Source organism: Pseudomonas sp. GM24, assembly GCF_000282235.1.
Classification (GTDB): Bacteria; Pseudomonadota; Gammaproteobacteria; order Pseudomonadales; family Pseudomonadaceae; genus Aquipseudomonas.
Window position 1 is genome coordinate 1 of sequence record NZ_AKJR01000002.1, and the last position, 26,427, is coordinate 26,427.

A 26,427-nucleotide genomic window follows, 5' to 3' on the forward strand; every position below is an offset into this window, starting at 1 on the left:
GCTTCGTACTCGCGGGTCAGCAGCGCCGACTGGTCAGGGGCCGGCAAGGCCTGACGATCCAGCTTGCCGTTGGGGCTCAGTGGCAAGGCCGGCAAATGCACAAACACGGCAGGCACCATGTAATCCGGCAAGTGTTTGAGCAGTTGGCTACGCAGTTGATCGATGTCCAGCGGTTCGCCGCTGTAGTACGCCACCAGGCGCTGATCGCCCGGCACGTCTTCGCGAGCGAGCACGGCAGCTTCACGCACGCCGTCGATGTGCGCCAGATGCGCATGGATCTCGCCCAGTTCGATGCGCAGGCCACGGATCTTGACCTGATCGTCGTTGCGCCCCAGGTACTCGATATTGCCATCGGCGAGATACCGCGCGACGTCGCCGGTGCGGTACAAACGCACGCCTGGCTGATCATTGAACGGATCGTCGAGGAAGCGTTCGGCTGTCAGCTCAGGCCGATTCAGATAACCCCGCGCCACCTGCACACCGCCCAGATACATCTCGCCGACTACGCCGAATGGCACCGGTTGCTGATGAGCGTCGAGGATATACACACGGGTATTGCACAGCGGTTTGCCAATCGGCGGCGCGCCTTGCGGTACCGGCGAATCCGCCTCCAGCGTCCACACGGTGCTGTCGACGGTGGCTTCGGTCGGGCCATACACGTTGTGCAGGCGCACCTGCGGCAGACGCTCGCGGACGCTGCGCACCAACGCGGCGGTCAGCTCACCGCCACCACAGAACACATCGCTGAGGCTGCTGCACTCGCCGACCTCTGCCACTTCAAGGAATTGCTGCAACAGTGCCGGCACAAACTGCACGACGTTGACCTGTTGCTCACGAATCAGCTGCACCAGCGCCGCCGGATCACGATGATCGTCCGGGCCGACGAGCACCAGGCGCATGCCGCAGCTCAACGGCCAGAACAGCTCCCACACCGAGGCGTCGAAACTGAACGGGGTTTTCTGCAGCAGCGCGGCGCCGCTAGAAAGCGGGCACAGCCCGGCGCTCCAGTGCAGCAGATTGCCCAGGTTACGGTGCTCGACCATTACGCCTTTCGGCGTGCCGGTGGAGCCGGAGGTGTAAATCACATAGGCCAGATTCGCCGCGCTCAAGTCCGGCACCTGCGGATTGCTCTGCGCAAGGTCTTGCCAGTTGCACTCGTCGAAATCGACCAACACGCCGGCCCACTCGCCGATCAGCGCACGCGTCGGCGCATGCACCAGCACCGCGACGGGCGCGCTGTCCTCAAGCATGTAGGCCAGACGTTCGGCGGGATAACCGGGATCGAGCGGTACATAAGCGCCGCCGGCCTTGAGAATCGCCAGCAGACCGACCAACAACTGCGGCCCGCGCTCGACGCAGATCGCCACCCGCGAATCGCGATCGACACCGCACTGGCGCAGGTGATGGGCGAATTGGTTGGCGCGGCGGTTCAACTCGGCGTAACTCAAACGCAGCTCACCGGCGACCACGGCGTCAGCGTCTGGCGTGCGCAACACCTGCGCTTCGAAGCGGCCATGAACGGTCTGTTCGAGATCGTGGGCGACGGCGGTGGCGTTGAGATCGACCAGCAGGTGCTGACGCTCGTCGTCCGCCAACAACGCCACGTGTTCAAGCACCGCTTGATCGTTGCTGACCATCGCCTGCAACAGGCGCTGGAAGTAGCCGACGTACCGTTGAATAGTCGACTCATCGAACAAGGCAACGGCGTACTCCAGCACACCGCGAATCCCGCCCGGCGCCTCTGCCAGCGTCAGTGACAGATCGAATTTGGCAAAGTGGCTCGGCTCGGCGACGCTTTCCAGCGTCAGCTCGCCCAGACTCAGGCTGGCGCCATGGCCGCTGTCCCAACTGAACATCGCCTGGAACAACGGGCTGTGCGCCATGCTCCGCGCCGGTTTGGTGATTTCCACCACTTGTTCGAACGGCAGGTCCTGGTGCGCCTGCGCGTCCAGCGTCCGCGCCTTGACCCGCGCCAGCAGCGCTTCGCAGCTCAACTCGCCCGAGGTATCGATACGCAAGGCCAGGGTGTTGACGAACATGCCGATCAAGCCTTCGATCTCGGCGCGGGTACGGTTGGCGACCGGCGAACCGATGACCACTTCGGCTTGCCCGGACAAACGACTCAACAGACTCGCCCAGGCACTGAGCATGAGCATGTACATCGTCACGCCGTGACGCTGGGCCAAAGCCTTGAGTCCGGCGCTCAAGCGTTCATCGAGCACCACGTCGACGGTGTTGCCGGCGTAATCCTGCTGTGCCGGGCGCACGCGGTCGGTCGGCAGCGTCAACAGCGCCGGAGCGCCGGCCAGGGTCTGCTGCCAGTATTCACTTTGGCGCTGCAGCACCTCACCACTGAGCCAGCGCCGCTGCCACACCGCGTAATCGGTGTATTGCAGCGCCAGCGGTGGCAGTGGATCCGGCTGGCCATGACTGAAGGCCTGATACAACGCCATCAGTTCGCGGGTCAGAACGCCCATCGACCAGCCATCGGAGATGATGTGGTGCAGGGTCAGCAACAACACGTGATGATCGTCGGCGAGGCGCACCAACCGACCACGAATCAGCGCATCGTCCTGTAAGTCGAAGGGCCCCGAGGCTTCGCCCTGAATCAGCGCCTGCAAGGTTTCATCGGGTTGCGGGTGCTGGCGCAGGTCTTCAACGCGCAGCAGCAGCAGACCGCTGTCGACCGGGGTGATCAGCACTTGCGCCTCGTCATTGAACTGGGCAAAACGGCTGCGCAGGGTTTCATGCCGCGCGACGATGCGCGCCAAGGCCTGTTGCAGCGCTTGTTCATTCAATTGCCCACGCAGGCGCAGGCCGATGGGGATGTTGTACGCGGTGTTGGCGCCTTCCATTTGTGCGAGAAACCACAAGCGTTGCTGAGCGAACGACAGCGGCAAGGCGCCGTCACGGGCCACCGCGACAATCTCCGGTTGCGTGCTGCGCCCGGCCTGCGCCACCGCCTCGGCGACCGCTGCCAGTTCGGCGTTGGCAAACAGATCGCCCAGTGCTAGCTCCACGCCAAGGCGCTGGCGAACCTGGGACACCATGCGCATGGCCAACAGCGAATGGCCGCCGAGTTCAAAGAAATGATCCTGACGCCCTACTCGCTCGACCTGCAACACCTGCGCCCAGATCTGCGCCAAGGCGCTTTCCAGTTCGTTGTGCGGCGCCTCGTATTCGCGGGTGAACAGCGCCGCACGCTCAGGTTTCGGCAAGGCCTTGCGGTCGACCTTGCCATTGGCGGTCAACGGCAGTGCGTCGAGTCTGACGAAGGCCACCGGCACCATGTAATCCGGTAACTGGGTCAACAGGTGCGCGCGCAACTCGGCCACGGCCAGCGGTTCAACCTGACTCTGCTCGGTGAAATACGCCACCAGACGCGGTTGGCCGGGTTCATCTTCGCGGGCCAGCAGCACGGCTTCCTGAATGCCGGGCAACGAATTGAGGCGGGTTTCGATTTCGCCGAGTTCGATACGCACACCACGAATTTTCACCTGATCGTCGTTACGCCCCAGGTACTCGATCGTACCGTCGGCACGCCAGCGCGCGAGGTCGCCGCTGCGATACATGCGCGCATTCGGCACGGAACTGAACGGGTCATGCAGGAAGCGCTCGGCGCTCAGATCGGCACGGTTCAAATAACCGCGAGCGACCCCGGCTCCGCCAACATACAATTCGCCCATGACGCCAATCGGCACCGGACGCTGCTGTTCATCGAGCAGGTACACCGTGGCGTTGGCCACCGGTTTGCCGATGTGCAAGGCGTCGCCCGCCTCGATGCGTCCAGAGGTGGCGACCACGGTGGCTTCGGTCGGGCCGTAGTTGTTGATCACCTCGAATTGCTGGTTGCGGCTGAACTGGCGCAAGCGGTCGCCACCGATCAACAGCGTGCGCAGCGTCGGGTGTTCAAGGTTCTGGCTGAAGGCGTATTCGGCGACCGGTGTCGGCAGGAAACTCACGTCCAGTGGCTGCGCGCGCCACCACTCGAGCAACGCATCGATGTCCTCGCTGCCCTCGTGCGTCGGTGCCAGATGCAAAGTCGCGCCAGCACACAACGCCGGCCAGACTTCCCAGGCCATGGCGTCAAAACCGAACCCGGCAAGACTGGACGTATGGCGACCGGCGCACAGATCAAACTCGCTGCAATGCCAGTCGACCAGATTCGACAAGGTGCGGTGTTCGACCATCACGCCTTTGGGCAGGCCGGTGGAACCGGAGGTGTAGATCACGTAGGCCAGATGTGCGGTGGTCAGGCCCGGCACCTGCGGATCAAAGGTCTCGCTCAATGGCCAGGTGCGCGGGTCGAGATCGATCACCGGCACCGCCAGCGCCGGCAGGCGATCCCGCAGATTGTTTTGGATCAGCACGGCAACGGGGGCGCTGTCGCTGAGCAAGTAGTGCAGACGCTCGGCCGGGTGCGCCGGGTCGACCGGCACATAACCGGCGCCCGCCTTCAAAATGGCGACCAGCCCGACCAGCGTATCGAGGCCACGGCGGGCGACGATGGCGACGCGATCATCAGGCTTCACTCCCAGCGCAATCAAATGATGGGCCAGCGCGTTGGCATGCCGGTTGAGCTCGGCATAACTCAGTTGCTCACCGAGGTATTGCGCGGCCACGGCTTCGGGCCGCTGCACCACTTGCGCTTCGAAACGTTGGCCAATGGTCAACGTCGCCGGGAAGTCGGCGTGAGTGCCGTTGAACGCCAACAACAGCTGCTCGCGCTCCGCCGCCGGAAGAATCGGCAATTGGTTGAGCGCGGTATCGGGCGCCTGCTCCAGCGCCAGCACCAGACTTTCGAGGGCGCACTGCAGGTAATCGCAGATGCGCTGTGGATCGACCTCGGTGGTGGCCAGCAACGTCAGGCTGAAGGCATCGCCGAAATCATCGACGCTCAGGGTCAGCGGATAGTTGGTGCGTTCTTCGGAGCTGATCGTGCTGATGCCTTCCCAAGCGGCCAGGGTCTCGGCACTCGCCGTCGCCGCCGTGTGGCTGTGACGGTAATTGAGCAAGGCACTGAACAACGGCGTCGGCGCGACCACGCCGCTGCAACGCTGGGCCAGTGCCAGCGGCGCGTGCTCGTGGCGCATCAGCGTGGTCAGGCGTTTGTGCGTCGCCTCCACCGCCGCACGCACGCCCTGCGCATCGACATCGACGCGCAGCGGCAAGGTGTTGATGAAAATCCCCAGCGCCCGTTCGGTGGCTTCGGCGCCTTGCATACGGCCCATCAGCACCGTACCGAAGACCACATTCTGCTTGCTGGTGAGCACCGCCAGTACCTGCGCCCAGCCCAGATGAAACAGGCTCGCGGCACTCACGCCGAGCTGCCGCGCCTGCGCCCGCAGACGCTGACCGAGCAGCGGGTTGATCGGCTGGCTCAGCTCGGCGATACCGAGGCCGTCGCCCTGCACATCCTGCAAACCGTAGGGCAGCGTCGGCTCGGCGATATCAGCGAGCATGTCGCGGAAAAACGCCTCGTGCTCGGCTTCGCTGATGCCCAGCCGCGCCTGCGCCACGTAATTGCGAAACGGCACCGGCCGGCCGAGCGATTGATCCTCGCCGGTGAGGCAGGCGAGCAGTTCGTGACGCACCACATCGAGCGCCGAGTGATCCAGCGCCATGTGATGGAACAACAACGTCGCGACCACGCGCTGACCGGCCTCATCCCACGCGTAGGCCAGCCGCATCATCGGTGCGTGCTTGACGTCGAGACGGAAATGCCGCGCATCGAAACGCTCGTGCAATTGCTGCAGCACAGCGCTTTCGCCGTCGTGCACCACAACTTCTTCCATCGGCAACTGCGCCTGACGCCAGACCACTTGCAGCGGCACGTCCAGCCCTTCCCAATGCACGGCAGTGCGCAGGATGTCGTGGCGATCAATGACCTTTTGCAACGCCTGGGCGAAATCCTGCAAACGCTCACGACTGCTGAACGCAAAGTACGATTGCATGACGTACGGATCGCCCTGCTCGTTGCTCGCGTGGTGATAGAGAATGCCTTCCTGCAACGGCGCCAGTGGATAGATGTCCTGCACATTGGCGGCGCCGCCCGGTACCTCGGTAAGCAAGCGGTCGAGGGTCGACTGATCCACTTCAGCGAGGGTCACCATCGCTGGCGTGATGTGCGTGCTGCCGGGGAGAATGCCGTTGGCCGGAACATCGATCTGGCCGACGCGGGTGGCCGAGTACTGGCCGGCCTTGATCAGTTCAATCAGCGCCGGTTTGTGCTCGCGCAGCGCGGCCAGCAACGCCGGATCGCTCAACGCCTGCTTGTTGCCATTGACGCGCAATTGCTCATCGGTCACCGCCAACTGAATGTCTTTTGCCTTCAGGGTTGCCAACAGTTCGAGCACATTCACAGGACGATCTCCATTCTTTCCGTAATTGCGGCGTAGCCGGCCAGGGTCGGTTGTTCGAACAACGCCCTGACATCGGCTTCCATGCCTTCCTGACGCAACCGGCCGATCAGACTGACCGCCAGTAATGAGTGACCACCCAATTCAAAGAAGTGATCGTGGCGCCCTACCCGTTCGACGTTGAGCAGCTCGGCCCAGAGCCGTGCGAGGGTGATTTCCACTTCGCCGACCGGGGCTTCGTATTCGCGGGTTTTCAGCGATTGCTGATCCGGCGCCGGCAGTGCTTTGCGGTCGAGTTTGCCGTTGGGACTTAGCGGCAAAGCAGCGAGATGCACGAACACGGCGGGCACCATGTAGTCCGGCAAGTGCTCGAGCAAATGACTGCGCAGCAGGTCGATGTCCAAGCGCTCGCCGGTGTAATACGCGACCAGACGCTTGTCGCCCGGCACGTCTTCGCGGGCCAGCACCACGGCTTCCTGCACACCTTCGATCCGGGCCAGACGTGCCTGAATTTCGCCCAGTTCAATACGCAGACCGCGGATCTTCACCTGATCATCGTTACGCCCCAGGTACTCGATATTGTCGTCCGGCCGATACCGCGCGACGTCGCCGGTGCGGTACATGCGCCCACCAGGCTGGAACGGATCGTCGAGGAAGCGCTCGGCACTCAGCTCAGGCCGGTTCAGATACCCGCGCGCCACCTGCACACCAGCGATGTACAGCTCGCCGACTACGCCTTGCGGCACCGGCTGTTGTTGCGCATCGAGGATGTACATGCGGGTGTTGGCAATCGGTTTGCCGATTGGCGTGTTGTCCGGCGTCTGCTCGATGGAACCGGTGCAATCCCACGCGGTGACGTCGACGGCCGCTTCGGTCGGGCCATACAGGTTGTGCAAACCGCTGCCCGGCAGTTGCAGCTTGAAGCGCCGCACCAGACTGCCCGGCAACGCCTCACCGCTGCACATCACCTGGCGCACGCTGTCGCAGCGTGTGGTATCGCTGTTAGCGAGAAACACATCGAGCATCGATGGCACAAAGTGCAGCGTAGTGATGTGCTCGCGCTCGATCACTTCGCTCAGATACTGCGTATCCTTGTGCCCGCCGGGCTGCGCCATGACCAGTCGCGCGCCGGTCATCAGCGGCCAGAAGAACTCCCACACCGACACATCGAAACTGAACGGGGTTTTCTGCAGCACCGAATCGGCCGCCGTCAGCTGATAGGCGTCCTGCATCCATAGCAAGCGGTTGACCACACCGGCGTGTTCGTTGACCACGCCTTTCGGTTGGCCGGTCGAACCGGAGGTGTAGATCACGTACGCGCTGTGTTGAGGTGTCAGCGCCGGGATTTGCGGATTGTCGGCAGACAGCGATTGCCAAGTGATCTGGTCGAGATCGACCATCGCTGCCGAGATCTCACCCAGCAACGCACGGGTCGCGCCGTGCACCAGCACCACGGCTGGCGCGCTGTCCTCGAGCATGTAGGTCAGGCGCTCCGGCGGATAGGCCGGGTCCAGCGGCACATACGCGGCACCGGCCTTGTTGATCGCCAGCAGACCGATGACCATTTCCAGGCTGCGTTCGACGCAGATCGCCACCCGTGAATCCACTTGCACGCCGAGGCTGATCAAGTACCGGGCCAGGCGGTTGGCGCGCTCGTTCAGCTGCGTGTAGCTCAATGCCTGATCGCCGGCGACGACGGCCACAGCCTCTGGCGTACGTCGCACCTGCGCCTCGAACGAGCCGTGCAGCGTCTGCTGCAAATCGTAATCGACGTCGGTGGCGTTGAGGCCGAACAACAACGCCTGTCGCTCCTCGTCCGGCAACACCGTCAAACGATTCAACGGTTGCTGTGGTGTCTGCTCCAACGCCTCGGCCAGCGCAACCAGCGCGTTCTGCATGAACTGGCCGATGCGTGCTGCGCCGATGCGCGACGGGGTCATCACCGTCAGTTGGAAGCCACTGCCGAGATCGTCGACGTTGAGGGTCAACGGGTAATTGGTGCGCTCCTCGCCGGCCAGGGATTCGATGCCCTGCAAGGATTCACGCTTGGCGTTCTGACGGGCCTCACTGTCGCTATGCCGGTAGTTGAGCATTGCACTGAACAGCGGCGACGGCGCCGCGACACCGCTGCAACGCTGGGCCAGCGCCAGCGAAGCATGTTCGTGCGCCAACAGCGCACTGAGCCGCGCATGCGTGGCCTTGACCCCGGCGCGCACGTTGCTTTCGTCAACATCCACACGCAATGGCAAGGTGTTGATGAACATGCCCAACCCGCGATCCGCGCCCGCCCCGCCCTGCATCCGGCCAAGCAGCACGGTGCCAAAGACCACGCGTTCCTGACCGGACGTTGCCGCCAGCACCCGCGCCCAGGCGAGATGAAAAAGACTGGCGACACTGACACCGAGCAACCGCGCCTGACTGCGCAGTCGCTGCGCCACCACGGCGGGCAGCGGCTGGCAGACCTCCTCGATGTCATTACCGTCGCCATGCACATCGTGCAGGCCGAACGGCAGAGTCGGTTCGTCGATGTCGCCGAGCATTTCGCGGAAAAACACTTCGTGCTCTTGTTCGCTGACACCAAGACGAGTCTGCGCAACATAATTGCGGTACGGCACAGCGGCCACCGGCAGTTGCTCATCGCCCTGCAAAATCGCCTGCATTTCCGCGCTGACCACCGCCAGCGCGGTGTGGTCCATGGCGATGTGGTGGAACAACAGCATAGCGACGACGCGCTGATGTTCCGGATCGAGGGCATACACCAGACGCAACAGCGGTGCCTGACCCAAGTCCAGACGCCAGTGCCGCGCATCGAAGCGTGCCCGCAGTTGATCGATGGCTTCGCCCTGCGCAGGCTCCAGCGCCACGGCTTGAACCGGCAACTCCGCATGCCGCCAGACCACTTGCACCGGCGCCGGCAGGCCTTGCCAGACAATCGCAGTGCGCAGTATGTCGTGGCGGGTCATGACCTGGCGCAGCGCCGCCGCGAACGCTTGAACACGCTCGACGCTGTCGAACGCCAGACACGATTGCAGCAGGTACGGATCGCCTTTCACGGCGCTGAGGTGGTGATAAAGAATCCCTTCCTGCAACGGCGCCAGCGGATAAATGTCCTGCACGTTGGCAGCGCCACCCGGCACCGTGGCGACGATGCGTTCGATACTGGCCTGATCCAGTTGCACCAGCGGCAGCATGTCAGGGGTGATCTGTGTGCAATCGGCGGGAATCAGATTGTCCGGCACTGCAACCTCGCGGCCGCTGCCCACCGCCGCCGCCAGCGCGGCCAGAGTCGGTTGGCTGAACAGCACGCGCACGTCGGTGCTCAGATCGACCTGACGCATGCGTTCGATCAGCGTCACCGCCAGCAGGGAATGCCCGCCCATTTCGAAGAAGTTGTCGTGACGGCCGACCTGCTCGACATTGAGGACTTCGGACCAGATCTGTGCCAGCACGATTTCCACCGAACCTTGTGGCGCGGCATACTCGCGACTCAGCCACGCTGTTTGATCCGGCGCCGGCAACGCCTTGCGGTCGAGTTTGCCGTTGGCGGTCAGCGGCAGTGCTTGCAGGCGCACGTAAGCGGCAGGCACCAGAGCTTGCGGCAACTGCGCTTGCAGATGACTGCGCAAATCCTCGATGTCGACGCTCAGGCGTTCGGTAAACCAGGCCAGCAACTGGCCGTCGCGCACCAGCACCACGCAATCCTGCACGGCCGCGTGAGCGCTCAACGCCGCTTCGATTTCGCCCAGCTCGATGCGCACGCCGCGCAGTTTGATCTGATCATCGTTACGCCCCAGGTATTCGATGCTGCCGTCGGCGAGCCAGCGTGCGAGGTCGCCGGTGCGATACATACGCGCCTGCGGTTCGTCGCTGAACGGGTCGTCGAGGAAGCGTTCGGCAGTCAGCTCGGGCCGATGCAGATAACCACGCGCCACACCGGCACCGCCGACATACAACTCGCCTGCAACACCGACCGGTACGGGGCGCTGCTGGTCGTCGAGCAAATAAATCTTCGCGTTGGCCATCGGCTGACCGATGTGCAGCATCTGCCCGGCCTCGACCGCGCCGGAGGTGGCAACCACCGTCGCTTCAGTCGGGCCGTAGTTATTGATCACCGCGAAGGTCTGCTCGCGGGGGAACTGGCGCAGCTTGTCACCACCGATCAACAGCGTGCGCAAAGTCGGATGGCCGAGGTCGCGACTGAACGCATATTCGGCAACCGGTGTCGGCAGGAAACTCACCTGTAACGGCTGCGCGCACCACCATTCCAGCAACTCATCGAGGTGCTCGTTGCTCACCGACTCCGGCGGCAGGTGCAGGGTCGCGCCCACGCACAACGCCGGCCAGACCTCCCATGCCATGGCGTCGAAGCCGAAACCGGCGACACTCGACGTGTGGCTGCCGGCGCGCAGGTCAAAGGCCTCGCAGTGCCAGTGCACCAGGTTCTCCAGCGTCGCGTGTTCGACCATCACGCCCTTCGGTTGGCCGGTGGAGCCTGAGGTGTAGATCACGTAGGCAAGATGCGCCGGAGTCAACGCGGACAGTTGCGGATTGCTCTCGGACAACTGTTGCCAGGTGGGATTGTCCAGATCAATCAGCGGCACGGCGCCGAGCAAATCAACCGTCGCAGCCTGCGCCAGCACCGCCATCGGCACGCTGTCCTGCAACAGATAGGCGATGCGTTCCGCCGGATACGCTGGATCGACCGGCACATAACCGGCGCCGGCCTTGAGGATCGCCAGCAACGCGACGAGCATGTCCGGGCCACGGCGCAGACACACGGCAATGCGGTCATCGGGCTGCACGCCGAGCCCGAGCAAGTGATGGGCCAGGCGATTGGCGCGCTGATTGAGCTGCGCGTAGGTCAGGTGCTGCGCGCCCTGCACCACGGCCAGTGCATTCGGCTGCTGCTCAGCCTGAACCTCGACCAAGCGTTGAATCGTCGCGCCATGTGGATAGGCCGCTGAATGTTGGTTGAAGCCGACCAGCAAGTGTTCGTATTCCGCCACCGAAAGCACCGGCAAACGGTTGAGCGGACGCTGCGGCGTCTCTTCCAGTGCCGTCACCAGATGTTCCAGTGCGGTGTGCATGTAACTGCAAATCCGTTGCGCACCGATCTCTGCAACCGCCAGCACATCCAAGGCAAAACCTTCGCCCAGATCATCCACCGACAAGGTCAACGGATAATTGCTGCGCTCCTCACCGCCAAGCATGCGCACGCCCTGCCAGATGCCCTGGCCGTCGTGCGGCTGCTGCTCGGCGGCACTGTGTCGATAGTTGAGCAAGGCGCTGAACAACGGTGCGGAACCGCCCATTGCAGTGCAACGCTGGGCCAGCGCCAGTGACGCGTGTTCATGGCCGAGCAGCGCCGTCAGCCGCGCATGGATGGTTTTCACCCCGGCGCGCACGCCTTCAGCGAGATCGACGCGCAGCGGCAAGGTGTTGATGAATACCCCGAGCGTGCGGTCGGCACCCTCGCCGCCCTGCATGCGCCCCATCAACACCGTGCCGAACACCACGTCGCGGCGCCCGGAGACCACGCCCAACACCTGCGCCCAGGCCATGTGCATCAGGCTCGCCGGGCTGACGCCCAATTGCCTGGCCTGTTCCCGCAGGCGCCGATTGAGCGCGGCATCCACCGGGTGCAGCGCTTCTTCGATGCCGCGCCCGTCGCCCTGCACATCCTGCAGTCCGAACGGCAAGGTTGGCTCGTCGATATCGCCGAGCATCTCGCGGAAGAACGCTTCGTGCGCCTGCTCATCGGCGCCCAAGCGTGCCTGCGCCACGTAATTTCGGTAAGGCATCGGCCGTGTCAGCACGTCGACTTGATCGAACATCAACGCGTGCATTTCCCGACCGATCACGTCCATGGCGGTGTGGTCGAGAATCGAGTGATGGAACAACACGATGGCGACGACTTGCTGTTGCGCCGGATCCTCGGCGTAGACCATGCGGATCAGCGGCGCGAGGGTCAGATCGAGGCGGTAATGCCGCGCATCGAAGCGCGCGTGCAACTGTTCGAGAATATCGCCGTCCTGCGCATCCAGCGGCACCTGCTGCACAACCATCTGCGCCTCGCGCCAGACCACTTGCTGCGGGCTCGGCAAGCCTTCCCAGATCACGCTGGTGCGCAGAATGTCGTGGCGCGCGATGACCTGCTGCAAGTGTGCGGCGAAGGTCTGTAAACGTTCGAGACTGTCGAAAGCCAGACGCGATTGCAGCAGGTACGGATCGCCCTGTTCGGCGCTCAGATGGTGATAAAGAATGCCTTCCTGCAACGGTGCCAGCGGATAGATGTCCTGCACGTTGGCTGCGCCGCCCGGCACCGTGGCGACGATACGATCGATACTGGCCTGATCCAGTGAGGTCAGGGTCAGCATGTCCGGGGTAATGTGCGTGCAATCGGCTGGAATCAGATTGGCCGGCACTGCGATTTCCCGGCCACTGCCCAAGGCCTGCGCCAGCGCGGCCAGGCTCGGTTGATTGAACAGCACGCGCACATCGGCGCTCAGACCGGCCTGACGCATGCGTTCGATCAGGCTCACCGCCAACAGCGAATGGCCGCCGAGTTGGAAGAAGTTGTCGTGACGGCCGATCTGTTCGATGTTCAGAACGTCGGCCCAGATCTGCGCCAACGCTGTTTCGACCGGGCCTTGTGGTGCTTCGTATTCACGGCTGAGCCACGCATCCTGATCCGGCTCGGGCAAGGCCTTGCGGTCGAGTTTGCCGTGGGCGGTCAGCGGCAGGCTGGCTAGGCGTACGTATGCAGCCGGCACCAACGTGTCCGGCAGTCGGGCTTGCAGATGCTGGTGCAAGTCGCCGATTTCGACCGATTTGATTTCGGTGAACCAGGCGACCAGACGCCCGTCACGCACCAGCACCACGCATTCGCGAACCGCCTCGTGAGCACTCAGCGCCGCTTCGATTTCCCCGAGTTCTATACGCACGCCGCGCAGTTTCACCTGATCGTCGTTGCGTCCCAGGTATTCGATATTGCCGTCGTCCAGCCAGCGCGCAAGGTCACCGGTGCGGTACATCCGCGCGTGCGGCTCGTCGCTGAACGGGTCGTCGAGAAACTGTGCAGCCGTCAGTTCCGGGCGATTCAGATAACCGCGTGCAACCCCGGCGCCGCCGACATACAACTCGCCCTGCACACCGGTCGGCACGGGCTGTTGCTGACGGTCCAGCAGATAGATCTTGGCATTGGCAATCGGCCGGCCAATGTGCAGAACCCGTCCGGGTTCGATGCGCCCGGAAGTCGCGACCACCGTGGCTTCGGTCGGGCCGTAGTTATTGATCACAGCGAACGTCTGCTCACATGGGAACTGGCGCAACTTGTCGCCACCGATCAGCAGCGTGCGCAGGGTCGGATGGTCCAGCTCGCGACTGAATGCGTATTCGGCCACCGGGGTCGGCAGGAAACTCACTTGCAACGGCTGCGCACGCCACCACTCGAGCAATTCATCGAGGTGTTCGTTGCCGATTGAAGGCGGTGGCAGGTGCAAAGTCGCGCCGACGCACAACGCCGGCCAGACTTCCCAGGCCATGGCATCGAAACCGCAACCGGCGACGCTGGCGGTGTGGCTGCCGGCGTGCAGATCGAAGGCTTCGGCGTGCCAGTGCACGAGGTTTTCCAGAGTGCGGTGCTCGACCATCACGCCTTTCGGCTGCCCGGTAGAACCCGAGGTGTAGATCACGTAGGCCAGATTCGCCGGGGTCAACTTCGGCAGTTGCGGATTGTGGTCAGGCAAGTTCTGCCAGTCGCTGGCGTCCAGATCGATTACCGGCACCCTGCCGAGCAGGTCGCGCGTTGAGGCCTGCGCCAGCACCGCGATCGGGTCGCTGTCCTGCAACAAGTAAGCGATGCGCTCTGCCGGATAATCCGCATCGATCGGCACGTAACCGGCGCCGGCCTTGAGAATCGCCAGCAGTGCGACGAGCATGTCCGGGCCACGACGCAGGCACAGCGCGACACGGTCATCGACTTGCACGCCGAGGCCAATCAAGTGATGGGCGAGGCGATTGGCGCGCTGATTCAGTTCGCGGTAGCTGAGCTGTTGCTCGCCCTGCACCACCGCCAGCGCCTCGGGATGCGCCGCCACTTGTGCTTCGAACAGACGCGGCACTGTTTGTGCGGGCGGGTATTCACGACCGCTGATGTTGAAGCCGACCAGCACCCGTTGCCGCTCGCCCGGCGACACGATCGACAGCTGCTGCAACGGCGCCTGCGGCGTGTACTCCAGCGCCGTCACCAGACTGTGCAACGCGGTTTGCAAGAAATCGCAGACTCGCGCACCGTCCACCTGCGGCACGGCTTGCACGTTCAAGCGAAACCCCTCGCCGAGGTCGTCGACACTGACCACCAGCGGATAATTGCTGCGCTCGCGCGAGCTGAGAATCTGCACGCCATCCCACGCTACGGCGGCCGACTCGGGCGCACTGTGGCGGTAGTTGAGCAAGGTGCTGAACAGCGTCTGCGCACCGCCGACACCGCTGCAACGCTGGGCTAGCGCCAATGACGCCTGCTCATGGCCGAGCAACTGCGCCAGACGCGCATGCGTGGCACGCACGCCGTGTTCTACCGCATCAGCAGCGACGCTGACGCGTAACGGCAAGGTGTTGATGAACATGCCCAGCGCCCGATCTGCACCTTCTCCGCCCTGCATGCGCCCCAGTAATACGGTGCCGAACACCACGTCTTGCTGGCCGGAAACCTGCGCCAATACCTGAGCCCAGGCCTGATGCACCAGGCTGGCAACGCTGACACCCAGCCGCCGCGCCTGCTCGCGCAGACGTTGGCCGAGGCCGGCGTCCAGCTCGGCATGACTGTCGAGGATCGCGCTGCCGTCGCCGTGCACGTCCTGCAAACCGAAGGCCACGGTCGGCTCGTCAATGTCGGCGAGCATCTCGCGGAAGAAAGCTTCGTGGACCCGATCATCGGCGCCGAGCCGCGCCTGCGCGACAAAGTGGCGGTACTGCACCGGCAGCGGCAGATCGACGCTATGGCCGAGCATCACATCGCTCATTTCCGCGACCAGCACTTCCAGTGCGGTGTGGTCGAGGACGATATGGTGCATCAGGAGGATGCCGATCCAACGGTTGTGCGGCTGATCTTCGGTGTAGACAAAGCGCATCAGCGGCGCGCGATTGAGGTCCAGACGATAGTGGCGTGGATCGAAACGCGCCTGCATCTGCTCCAGCACGTCGCCGTCGAGTTCATCGGCATCAACGCGTTCCAGCGCCAGTGGTGCCTCACGCCAGACCACTTGTACCGCCTCTTCCAGCCCTTCCCAGACAATGCCGGTGCGCAGAATGTCATGGCGTTTGATCACGCCGTTCAAGGCGCGGACGAAGGTTTTGATCTGCGCCAGACCGTCGAAGGCAAATTGCGCCTGCAACACATACGGATCACCGGCGCTGGTGGCCAGATGGTGATAGAGAATCCCCGCCTGCAACGGCGCCAACCCATAGATGTCCTGCACATTGGCGATGCCGCCCGGCACAGTTGCAACGACACGATCGATCGCGGCCTGATCGAGATTGGCTAGCGGCAGCATCGCCGGAGTAATGCGCGTGCAACCCGGTTCGATCAGGTTGTCGGGAACGACGATGACCCGTTCGCTGCTCAAGGTCGCCGCCAGCGCTGCTACGCTCGGTTGACCGAACAACACGCGTACGTCGCAATGCAGATCCTGTTGGCGCATGCGTTCGATCAGCTTCACCGCCAACAGCGAATGGCCGCCGAGTTCGAAGAAATTGTCGTGGCGACCGACCTGCTCGACACCGAGTAACGTCTGCCAGAGTTCGGCAATCAGATTTTCCACGGCACCGACCGGCGCTTGGAAACCCCGTCGGGCAAACGCTTCGCTGTCCGGTGCCGGCAAGGCTTTGCGGTCGAGCTTGCCATTGGCGGTCAGCGGGAAATTCTCGAGACGCACGAAGGCGCTCGGCACCATGTACTCAGCCAGCGAAACCAGCAGTTGATCGCGCAATTGCGCCACATCCGGCGCGGCGCCTTCGTCGGCCAGCCAGTAGGCAACCAGACGCTGATCACCGGGGCTTTCCTCGCGGGCGATGACCACGGCTTCGCGCACGCCTTCGCAAGCGCACAGGCGTGCTTCGATTTCGCCCAGTTCGATGCGGAAACCGCGAATCTTCACCTGATCGTCATTGCGCCCAAGGTATTCGAGGCTGCCATCGGCGGCCCAGCGCGCGAGGTCACCGGTTTTATACAACCGCGCCTGGGCGTTTTCGCTGAACGGATCATTGATAAAACGCTCGGCGGTCAGTGCTTCGCGATTCAGATAACCGCGCGCCACACCCGCGCCACCGACGTACAACTCGCCAATCACGCCGGCAGGGACCGGTTCGCGCTGCGCATCGAGGACATAGAGTTGCAGGTCGGGAATGCGCACGCCAATCGGGCTGACGCCGAGCAACTGCGCGTCGGCAGCCTGCAACGGCCGATAGGTCACGTGCACCGTGGTTTCGGTGATGCCGTACATGTTCACCAGCCGCGTGCCGGCATTGCCGACCCGCGCATACCACGGCTTGAGCAAGCCCGGCTCCAGCGCTTCGCCGCCGAAAATCACTTCCCGCAACGAGTGTTGAAGCTGGCTGCGGCCCTGCGCGGCGATCAGTTGGCGGAATGCGCTCGGCGTCTGGTTGAGCACGGTCACGCCGGTTTCGCAGAGCAATGCGTAGCAGTCGTCCGGCGAGCGGCTGACGGCTTGCGGGATCAACAGCAATTGCCCGCCGAACGCCAGCGCGGCCCAGATTTCCCACACCGAGAAGTCGAAGGCGAAGGAATGGAACAGCACGCCGATGTCTTGCTGGTTGAACTGGAACCAGCCATCGGTGGCAGAAAACAGCCGCGCCACGTTGCGGTGCTCGACCATCACGCCTTTGGGCAGACCGGTGGAGCCGGAGGTGTAGATCACGTAAGCCAGATGCGCCGGGGTCAGTTCGGGGATCTGCGGATTGCTGTCGAGTTCGGCCTTGAGGTGGCCACTGTCGAGGTCGATCTGCGGTACATCAAGATCGGCCACACGATCGCGTGTCGCCGCCTGCATCAGCACCGCCACCGGTGCACTGTCCTGTAAGGTGAAGCTGATTCGGTCCAGCGGATAGGCCGGATCGATCGGCACATAACCGGCGCCCGCCTTGAGCACGCCAAGCAGACCGATGATCATTTGTGGGCCGCGCTCGACGCAGATGGCGACACGGTCGTCAGGGCGAATGTTCAGCGCCAGCAAATGGTGGGCGACCTGATTGGCGCGATGATTGAGTTCGCCGTAACTGAGCGTTTGCCCTTCGAAGATCAGCGCCGTAGCGTCCGGGCGGGCCTGTGCCCGGGCTTCGAATTGCTGGTGGATCAGCGGGGTGTCGGGGAACTGCGACAGCGGCAAATTGCTGTCGTGCAGCAGGTGTTCGCGTTCGCTGGCGGGGAGGATTTTCAGCTCTTGCAGCGCCACATCGGCACTGGATTGCAGGGCCGCCGCCAGACTCTCCAGCGCGGTGTTCAAATAAGCCGCCATGCGCTCGGCGCCCAGTGCTGCATCCGCCAGCGCGGTGATGCGCAAGTCCACACCGAGGTCATCAATGTTGATCGTTAGCGGATAGTTGGTCCGCTCGCGCGCACCGAGCACCTGCACACCGGGGGCAATGTCGACCACGTCAGCGACTTCTTCGACGCTGCTGTGCCGGTAGTTGAGAATCGCGCTGAACAGCGGCGTCGTCACCGCGACGGCGCTGCAGCGTTGGGCCAGGGCCAGCGAAGCTTGCTCGTGCGCCAGCAACGCCGTCAGGCGCTGATGGGTCGCCCGCACGCCGGCACGCACGCTTTGCGCACCGACATCAACGCGCAGCGGCAAGGTGTTGATGAACATCCCCAACGCCTGCTCACCGCCCTCGCCCGCGTCCATCCGCCCCAGCAATACGGTGCCGAACACCACCGCCGTGCGCCCCGACAATTGCCCCAGTACGCGCGCCAGCGCCAGGTGCGTCAGGCTCGCGACACTCACGCCCAACTGCCGCGCCTGCTCGCGCAACTGCCGGCTCAAGCGGCTGTCGAGCATCAACGCGGCTTCCTCGATGGCGTGGCCGTCGCCCTGCACATCCTGCAGACCGCAGGGCAGCGTCGGCTCGTCGATGTCGGCGAGCATGTCGCGGAAAAACGCCTCCTGCGCCGGTTCATTGCCGGCACTGCGCGCCTTGGCCAAGTGATCGCGATACGGCACCGGCGCGGCCACTTGCGCGGTCTGCCCGAGCAGGCAGGCCTGAATTTCCCGACGCAGTACATCCAGCGCCACGTGATCCATGATCATGTGATGAAACAGCAACAGCGCAACGACGCGACCCTGAGCAGGATCCTGCGCATAGACCATGCGCAGCAACGGCGCTTGCTGCATGTCGAGACGGAAGTGCTGCGGGTCGTGGCGTTCGAGCAGTTGCGTCAGCACATCGGCGCCGCTGTCGACACTGACTTCTTCACACACCAGCGGCGCCTCGCGCCAGACCACTTGCACCGCTTCGTCGAGGTATTCCCAAACGAACGAGGTGCGCAGAATGTCGTGACGTTTGACCACCCAACGCAGCGCGTCGGCGAAAGCGTCCAGCCGTTGCTGGCTGTCGAACACGAAGCGCGCTTGCGAGATGTAAGGGTCACCGGCAGCAGCCGAGAGATGGTGATAGAGCATGCCTTCCTGCAACGCGGACAACGGATAAATGTCCTGCACGTTGGCGGCGCCACCCGGCACCGTGGCGACGATGCGGTCAAGGGTGTCCTGCTGCAGATTCACCAGCGGCAGCATGTCCGGAGTGATGCGAAACGCAGGACTCAGCCAGTCGCCGCCGTGTTGGGCAACCAATTCCAGCAATTGCGCCTTGTGCGCCGCGAGGCTGTCCCACAACGCGTCATCCAGCGCGTCGTCGCTGCCCAGAATGACCAGGTCTTCATCTTCCTGTTGAAGGCGGATCGCATGGGTGGAAATAACAGCCATCAGTTCGCTGAAATGCATGAGGTAACCTGCTGTAAATACGGAAAAAAGGAGCGCGCAGCAGCGAGTCCGTGCACGCGGCGCGCAGCCTGGAAAAACTAAAACATCGGGGCGTGGGTGTCTGACATGGGAAGCGGGGACAAGCCGTCCTGCTCGCTGTTCGTCTCTGTAGGAGCTGCCGAAGGCTGCGATCTTTTGATTTTTCTTTTAAAAACAAGATCAACAGATCGCAGCCTTCGGCAGCTCCTACAGGGATTGTGGTCGCCGTCAGAGGCGGCGTTTGCGGTTGAGGCTCGGGATGGTGGTCTGGGCGATTTCGACCTGCTTGGCCTGCCGCGAGGTCTGTGCCGCCAGCGCGGCCAACGTCGGCTGGCTGAACAGCGTCCGCGCGTCGACATGCAGCCCGGCCAGACGCATGCGCGCCACCAGACTGACCGCCAACAGCGAATGCCCGCCCAGCTCGAAGAAGTTGTCGTACCGGCCCACCTGCTCGACCTTGAGCACCTGCGCCCAGATCTGCGCCAAGGCCGTTTCCACGTCACCCTCAGGTGCCTCGTAAGGACGGCTGAGCAGCGCCTCCGCCCCCGGTTCCGGCAAGGCCTTGCGGTCGATTTTGTCGTTAGGCGTCAACGGCAATGCGGCCAGCATCACGTAGGCACCGGGCACCATGAATTCCGGTAACTGCGCCAGTACATGCGCTCGCAAGGCCTCAAGCGTCGGTGCAGTCAGCCCGGTACGCACGCTGTAATACGCCACCAGTCGCTCATCGCGCACCAGCACCACGGCCTCGCGAATGGCCGGGTGTTCCAGCAGGCGCGCTTCAATCTCGCCCAGCTCAAGGCGCACCCCGCGCAGCTTGACCTGAAAGTCATTGCGACCGAGGAATTCGAGGTTGCCATCGGCGCCGTAACGCACCAGATCACCGGTGCGATACAAGCGATCAGCGGCCACGAACGGGCTGTCGATAAAGCGCTCGGCCTGCAATTGCGGCAGTCCCAAATAGCCCCGCGCCACGCCCACCCCGCCAATGTGCAAATGCCCGCTCACGCCAAGCGGCACCGGTTGATCGCAGGCGTCGAGCACATAGAGCCGCGTATTGCTCAGGGCTTTGCCGATCGGCACCAGCGTCGGCGGCACCGGTTCGCCGGGTTGCAGCGTCCAGCCACTGCTGTCGACCGTGGTTTCGGTCGGCCCATAGACGTTGTGCAGACGCACCCACGGCAGGCGTTCGCGCACTTGTCGGGCCAGGGCGACGGTCAATTCGCCGCCACCGTTAAGCACGTCGGTGAGGCTGGTGCACTGGCTGACATCGTCCTGTTCGATGAACTGCTGCAACAACGCCGGCACGAACTTGACCACGGTAATGTTCTGCTCGCGAATCACTCGCGTGACATAAGCCGAATCGCGGTTGCCATCGGCCCGCGCCAGCACCAGGCGCATGCCCGAGCAGAGCGGCCAGAAGATTTCCCATACCGAACTGTCGAAACTGTACGGCGCCTTTTGCAGCAACGCCCCGTGCTCAGTTGGCGGCGACAACCGCGAGCCCCAGTGCACCATGTTGCAGGCGCTGCGGTGCTCGATCATCACGCCCTTCGGCGTGCCGGTGGAGCCAGAGGTGTAGATCATGTAGGCCAGATTCGCCGCGCCGAGATCCGGCACCTGCGGGTTGTCGTGCGGCTGGTCCTGCCAGACGCCGAGGTCGAGATCGATCAGCGGCACGCCGGGTTCGCCGAGCAGATCGCGCGTCGCGGCATGCACCAGCAGCGCGACCGGTGCGCTGTCCTGCAACATGTAATTCAGCCGTTGCCGCGGGTAATCCGGATCGAGCGGCACATAAGCACCGCCCGCCTTGAGTATGCCCAGCAGGCCGATCACCAGTTCAGGCCCGCGCTCGACACAGATCGCGACCCGAGAATCCGGCTGTACGCCCAGCCCGCGCAGATGATGAGCCAAGCGGTTGGCCTGCTCGTTCAACTCGCCATAGGTCAAGCGTTGTTCGGCGAACTGCACGGCGATGGCATTGGGTTTGCGCTGCACCTGTTGTTCGAACAGTGTGTGAAGCGGCTGGTCCAGCGGGCAGTCGACCACCGTATCGTTGAACTCGATCAGCAGCCGTTGCAGTTCTTCCTGCGGTAACAGCAGCAGGCTATTCAGCGGCCGCTGAGGCTCGGTCTCCAGCGCCGCGACCAAGCCATTCAGGGCCGCTTGCACGTAAGCGCCAATCCGCTGCGCGCCGATGTTCGACAAGGTTCTGGTGGTCAGACGCAAGCCTGTGCCGAAGTCATCGACACTCAGGGTAAACGGGTAATTGGTGCGCTCCTCGTTGGCCAGGGTTTCGATGCCTTGCCAGGTTTGCCGGGAGGTTTTTTGCTCGACGTCATCGCTGTGCCGATAGTTGAGCAAGGCGCTGAACAGCGGCGCTGGCGCAGCAACGCCACTGCACCGCTGGGCCAGCGCCAGGGACGCATGTTCATGGGCGAGCAAAGCGGTCAGGCGCGCATGAGTGGATTTCACCGCTGCGCGCGCACCCTCGCCGACATCGACGCGCAGCGGCAAGGTGTTGATGAACACCCCCAACGCCCGGTCGGCACCCGCGCCGCCCTGCATGCGCCCCATCAACACTGTGCCGAACACCACGCTTTGCTGGCCGGATGTCGCCGCCAGCACCTGCGCCCAGGCGAGGTGAATCAGGCTGGCGACACTCACGCCGGCCAGACGTGCCTGCTGCTGCAAACGCTGATAGAGACCGGGCGCCACGGCTTGCTCGGCTTCTTCGATGTTGCTGCCATCGCCCTGCACATTCTGCAAAGCGAATGGCAAGGTCGGCTCGTCGATGTCGCCGAGCATCTGCCGGAAGAACGCTTCATGCTCCTGCTCGCTGACGCCGAATCGCGTCTGCGCCACATAGTTGCGGTACGGCACCGGTGCCGCCAGCGGTTCGCCGTGCCCGGACAGGCTGGCGTGAATTTCTTCGCGCATCGCCTCCAGCGCAATGTGATCCATCGCCAAATGATGGAACAGCAAGATGCCGACCACCCGGTTATGCGCCGGGTCTCGGGCATACATCAGGCGCAGCAGCGGCGCCTGACTGACATCGAGGCGATAACGCCGCGCGTCGAAGCGCTCGTGCAACTGATCGATGATTGCGCCGCCAGCAGGGTCAAGTTCGACTTCCTGCACCGGCAAAATGGCCTCGCGCCAAACGACCTGAACCGGTGACGTCAGCCCCTCCCAGACCACCGCCGTGCGCAGGATGTCGTGCCGCGCCATGACCTGACGCAGCGCAGCGGCGAAGGCCTCGACCCGCTCGAGGCTGTCGAATGCCAGCAGCGATTGCAGCAGATACGGATCGCCCTGCGCAGCGGTGATGTGGTGGTAGAGAATGCCTTCCTGCAACGGCGCCAAGGGGTAGATATCCTGCACATTGGCGGCACCACCCGGCACCGTCGCAACGATACGCTCGATCATCGCCTGATCCAGTTGCACCAGTGGCAACAGGTCCGGCGTGATGTGCGTGCAATCGGCGGCAATGCGGTTGGCCGGTACTTCGACTTCGCGGCCACTGCCCTCCGCCGCTGCCAGCGCCGCCAGGGTCGGTTGGCTGAACAGCACGCGAACATCGCTGCTCATGCCAATCTGACGCATGCGTTCGATCAGGCCCACAGCCAACAAGGAGTGGCCGCCCAGCTCGAAGAAATGGTCGTGACGCCCGACCCGTTCGACTTGCAAGACCTCGGCCCAGATCTGCGCCAAAGCGATTTCGACGTCACCTTGTGGCGCCTCGTATTGACGACGGATCAACGCGTCCGGCCCCGGCGCCGGCAAGGCCTGGCGATCGAGCTTGCCGTTGGCCGTCAGCGGCAAACTCGCCAGACGGACGTAAGCGGCGGGCAACAGGGCGGCCGGCAAACGCGCTGTCAGGTGCGCGTGCAGTTGCAGGATGTCCAGCGCTTCGCGCTCGGTGAACCATGCCAGCAGTTGACCGTCGCGCACCAGCACCACGGCTTCCTGCACCGCATCATGGCTGGCCAGTGCCGCTTCGATTTCGCCCAACTCGACGCGCACACCACGGACTTTCACCTGATCATCGTTGCGGCCGATGTACTCAAGGTTGCCGTCGGCACGCCAACGGGCAAGGTCGCCGGTGCGATACATGCGCGCATCCGGCTGCGCACTGAACGGGTCGTCGAGGAAGCGTTCTGCGGTCAATTCCGGGCGATTCAGATAGCCCCGGGCAACCCCGGCGCCGCCGACATACAGCTCGCCGATGATGCCAATCGGCACCGGGCGCTGCTGATCATCGAGCAGGTAAGCCGTGGCATTGCTCACCGGTTTGCCGATGTGCAACGCCTGCCCCGGAAGGATCAAACCTGAGGTGGCGACCACCGTGGCTTCGGTCGGGCCATAGTTGTTGATCACCGCAAAACTCTGCGCACGATTGAACTGGCGCAGACGATCACCGCCGATCAGCAAGGTGCGCAAGGTCGGGTGATCGAGTTGTTGGCTGAAGGCGTATTCGGCAATCGGCGTTGGCAAGAAGCTGACGTCCAGCGGCTGCGCCCGCCACCACGCCAGCAGCGCATCGATGTCTTCGTTGCCTTCGCTCGCGGGTGACAAATGCAACGTCGCCCCGGCACACAACGCCGGCCAGACCTCCCACGCCATCGCGTCAAAACCGAAGCCGGCCAGGCTCGACGTGTGCTGGCCAGGGCCGAGAGCGAATGCCGAGCAGTGCCAGTCGAGCAGATTGCCCAAGGTGCGGTGTTCAACCATCACGCCTTTGGGCAACCCGGTTGAGCCGGAGGTGTAAATCACATAGGCGAGGTGGCTGGTGTTCAACCCCGGCACGTCGGGATCGGTCACGTTGTCGAGCGACCATTCTCGGCGATCAAGCTCGATCACTGGCAGCGCTGTGGCGGGCAAGCGATCACGCACATCACTTTGCGTCAGCAGCGCCACCGGAGCGCTGTCGCCGAGCAAGTAACTCAGGCGCTCGGGCGGATGCGCCGGATCAATCGGCACATAAGCGGCGCCAGCCTTGAGAACCGCCAGCAGCCCGACCAGCGTTTCCAGGCCGCGGCGGGCAACGATTGCAACCCGGTCATCCGGCCGCACACCGAGGCCCAGCAGATGATGGGCCAACGCATTGGCTTGCCGGTTCAGCTCGGCATAACCAAGGATTCGTCCCTGACACGTCGCGACCACGGCGTCCGGTTGTTCGGCCACTCGCGATTCGAATCGCTGATGAATCAGTTGCCCTTGCGGATAACTGACGCGAGTGTCGTTCCACTGATTGAGCCGGGCCAGTTCTGCCGGGCTATTAAGGTTGAAATCGGCGATTGCCAGTTCCGGACACTCCAGCCCTTGCTCCAGTATCAGCAACAAGCGCTCGGTCAACGCCGCGATCTCGTCAGCCGTGAAATAGGCCGGCGAATACACCAGATGCAACCAGGCCTTGTCGTTGTAACGGTTGCTGCGCAGGTGAATGGCCAGCGGTGTCGCCTCGTGCTGGTTGGAGACTTTGACCACGTGCCCCGGCGCCTCAGCGTAACGGTAGTCATGGTCGTCCTGCTCGTAGGACACCGACAGCTCGAACAGTTGCGAGCGATCTTCGCGTAACAGACCCAGCGCACGGTTCATCTCGCTCAGCGGATAGCGTTGATGGCGGAAGTCCTGTTTGAGGCCATCGCCGATCGCCTTGATCAAGTCAGCGAATGACAGCTCACGGCCAAAGCCCATGCGCATCGCACTGACCTGGGTGAACAAGCCCAAGGTGCTTTTGAAACGGGCACCGGAGCGATTGAGAATCGGCAAGCCGACAACCCACTCATCACGCTGGGCGGTACGACTGAAATACACGTGCAGCGCCGCCAACAATACGTGAAAGGCCGAACCGCCGAGGTGTCGCGCGGTGTCTTTCATGCGCTCGTGCAGCAGGGCCGGAAAAGCCTCGACGTGGATGCAACTCGGCGCCGCTTCAGGGTCAAGGGGTTCGCGATGACGGGGAATCAACAAGGGTTCGGGAAGGCTGCGGTATTTGTCCAGCCAGTAGCGCTGATCGAGTTCATAGCGTGATGACTGATGATAGCGCGCGTCATCTTCGATAAAGGCGACATAGGACTGTGCCGCCACATCTGGACGCTCGCCACGGGACAACGCGCTGTAAATGTCGCCCACCGATTTGAACAGCAGACCAAAACCCCAACCATCGATAATCAAATGGTGGGCCTGCGCCGCCAGCCAGTGGCGGTGCTGATCGAGGCGAATGAGACAGAAGCGGAACAGCGCTTGCCCGCTCATCACATAAGCCTGGGCCATTTGCTCTTCGACCAGCGCCCGAGCCGCCGACTGGGGATCGGGGTGCCCGCTGAAATCAAACAGCGGCATGGGCACCGGCAACGTCTGTGCAAACCCTTGCAACGGCAGCCCGTCGTGACCGATGTCCGCCAGCAGCACAATGCGCAAGGCGTCGTTCGCCGCAACCAGGCATTCAAGCGCCGATTGCAGCAATGCCGGATCCAACGGCCCGCTCAGTTCGACGTAACCGCCAATGTTATACAGCGGCGAATCACCGCGGCTTAGCTGGTCCAGCCAGATATCCCGCTGAGCGGCAGTCAGCGCGAATGTCTCGACAGGCACGGACAGATCGTCCGCCACGTTGGCAGAAGTAGGCTGCATAAGGTCCTTCTCATGAAATTTTGCCGGTATTCAAGCATCGGCCCCGCCACCGACATGACACCTGAAACCCGGACAACCACCACCCTGGTACGCGCTATGGGCGTGGTTATCGCAGGCACTGTCTAAAAATTCGGAGAGGAAAGACTGAAAAGTTTGTAGGAAAAAAACCACATACCAGCGCCGCCATTTACCCGAGCGCTGCCGATCAGAATTCATCATCGCCCGGTTTCCGGGGCTTGAGCGTGACTGAACAGTCACTCTCGCCGTTACGCCGGCGTTCAACAGCGTCAGAACCCCGGCGCCAATATTCAGAAATAGTGGCACTTTGTGTCCCTGTTTTCCCCTACAGACGTAGGACAAATCCATAGGCTTAAATCCCGCTCCAGATCATGTTC

3 protein-coding genes are annotated in these 26,427 nt (G+C 63.2%); all 3 read right to left on the reverse strand.

All coding sequences use genetic code 11. The features are described from left to right. Positions 1 to 6,362: non-ribosomal peptide synthetase (locus tag PMI23_RS00050; protein WP_007949568.1), on the reverse strand; the 6,362-nt coding region annotated here is incomplete at its 3' end. After that, positions 6,359 to 19,375: a non-ribosomal peptide synthetase gene (locus PMI23_RS00055; RefSeq protein WP_007915985.1), complete on the reverse strand. Its 13,017-nt coding sequence runs from the start codon at positions 19,373 to 19,375 to the stop codon at positions 6,359 to 6,361. The genes PMI23_RS00055 and PMI23_RS00050, both read right to left, overlap by 4 nt. A 246-nt stretch (positions 19,376 to 19,621) precedes the next feature. Next, positions 19,622 to 26,032 carry a non-ribosomal peptide synthetase gene (locus PMI23_RS00060; protein ID WP_007949570.1) on the reverse strand — a complete coding sequence of 2,137 codons (6,411 nt, stop codon included), beginning with the start codon at positions 26,030 to 26,032 and terminating at the stop codon, positions 19,622 to 19,624. Positions 26,033 to 26,427: the final 395 nt, after the last annotated feature.

Coding starts and splice junctions, on each gene's coding strand:
- PMI23_RS00060 (WP_007949570.1), bottom strand. CDS start 26,032: ATGCAGCCTACTTCTGCCAACGTGGCGGACGATCTGTCCGTGCCTGTC.
- PMI23_RS00055 (WP_007915985.1), bottom strand. CDS start 19,375: ATGCATTTCAGCGAACTGATGGCTGTTATTTCCACCCATGCGATCCGC.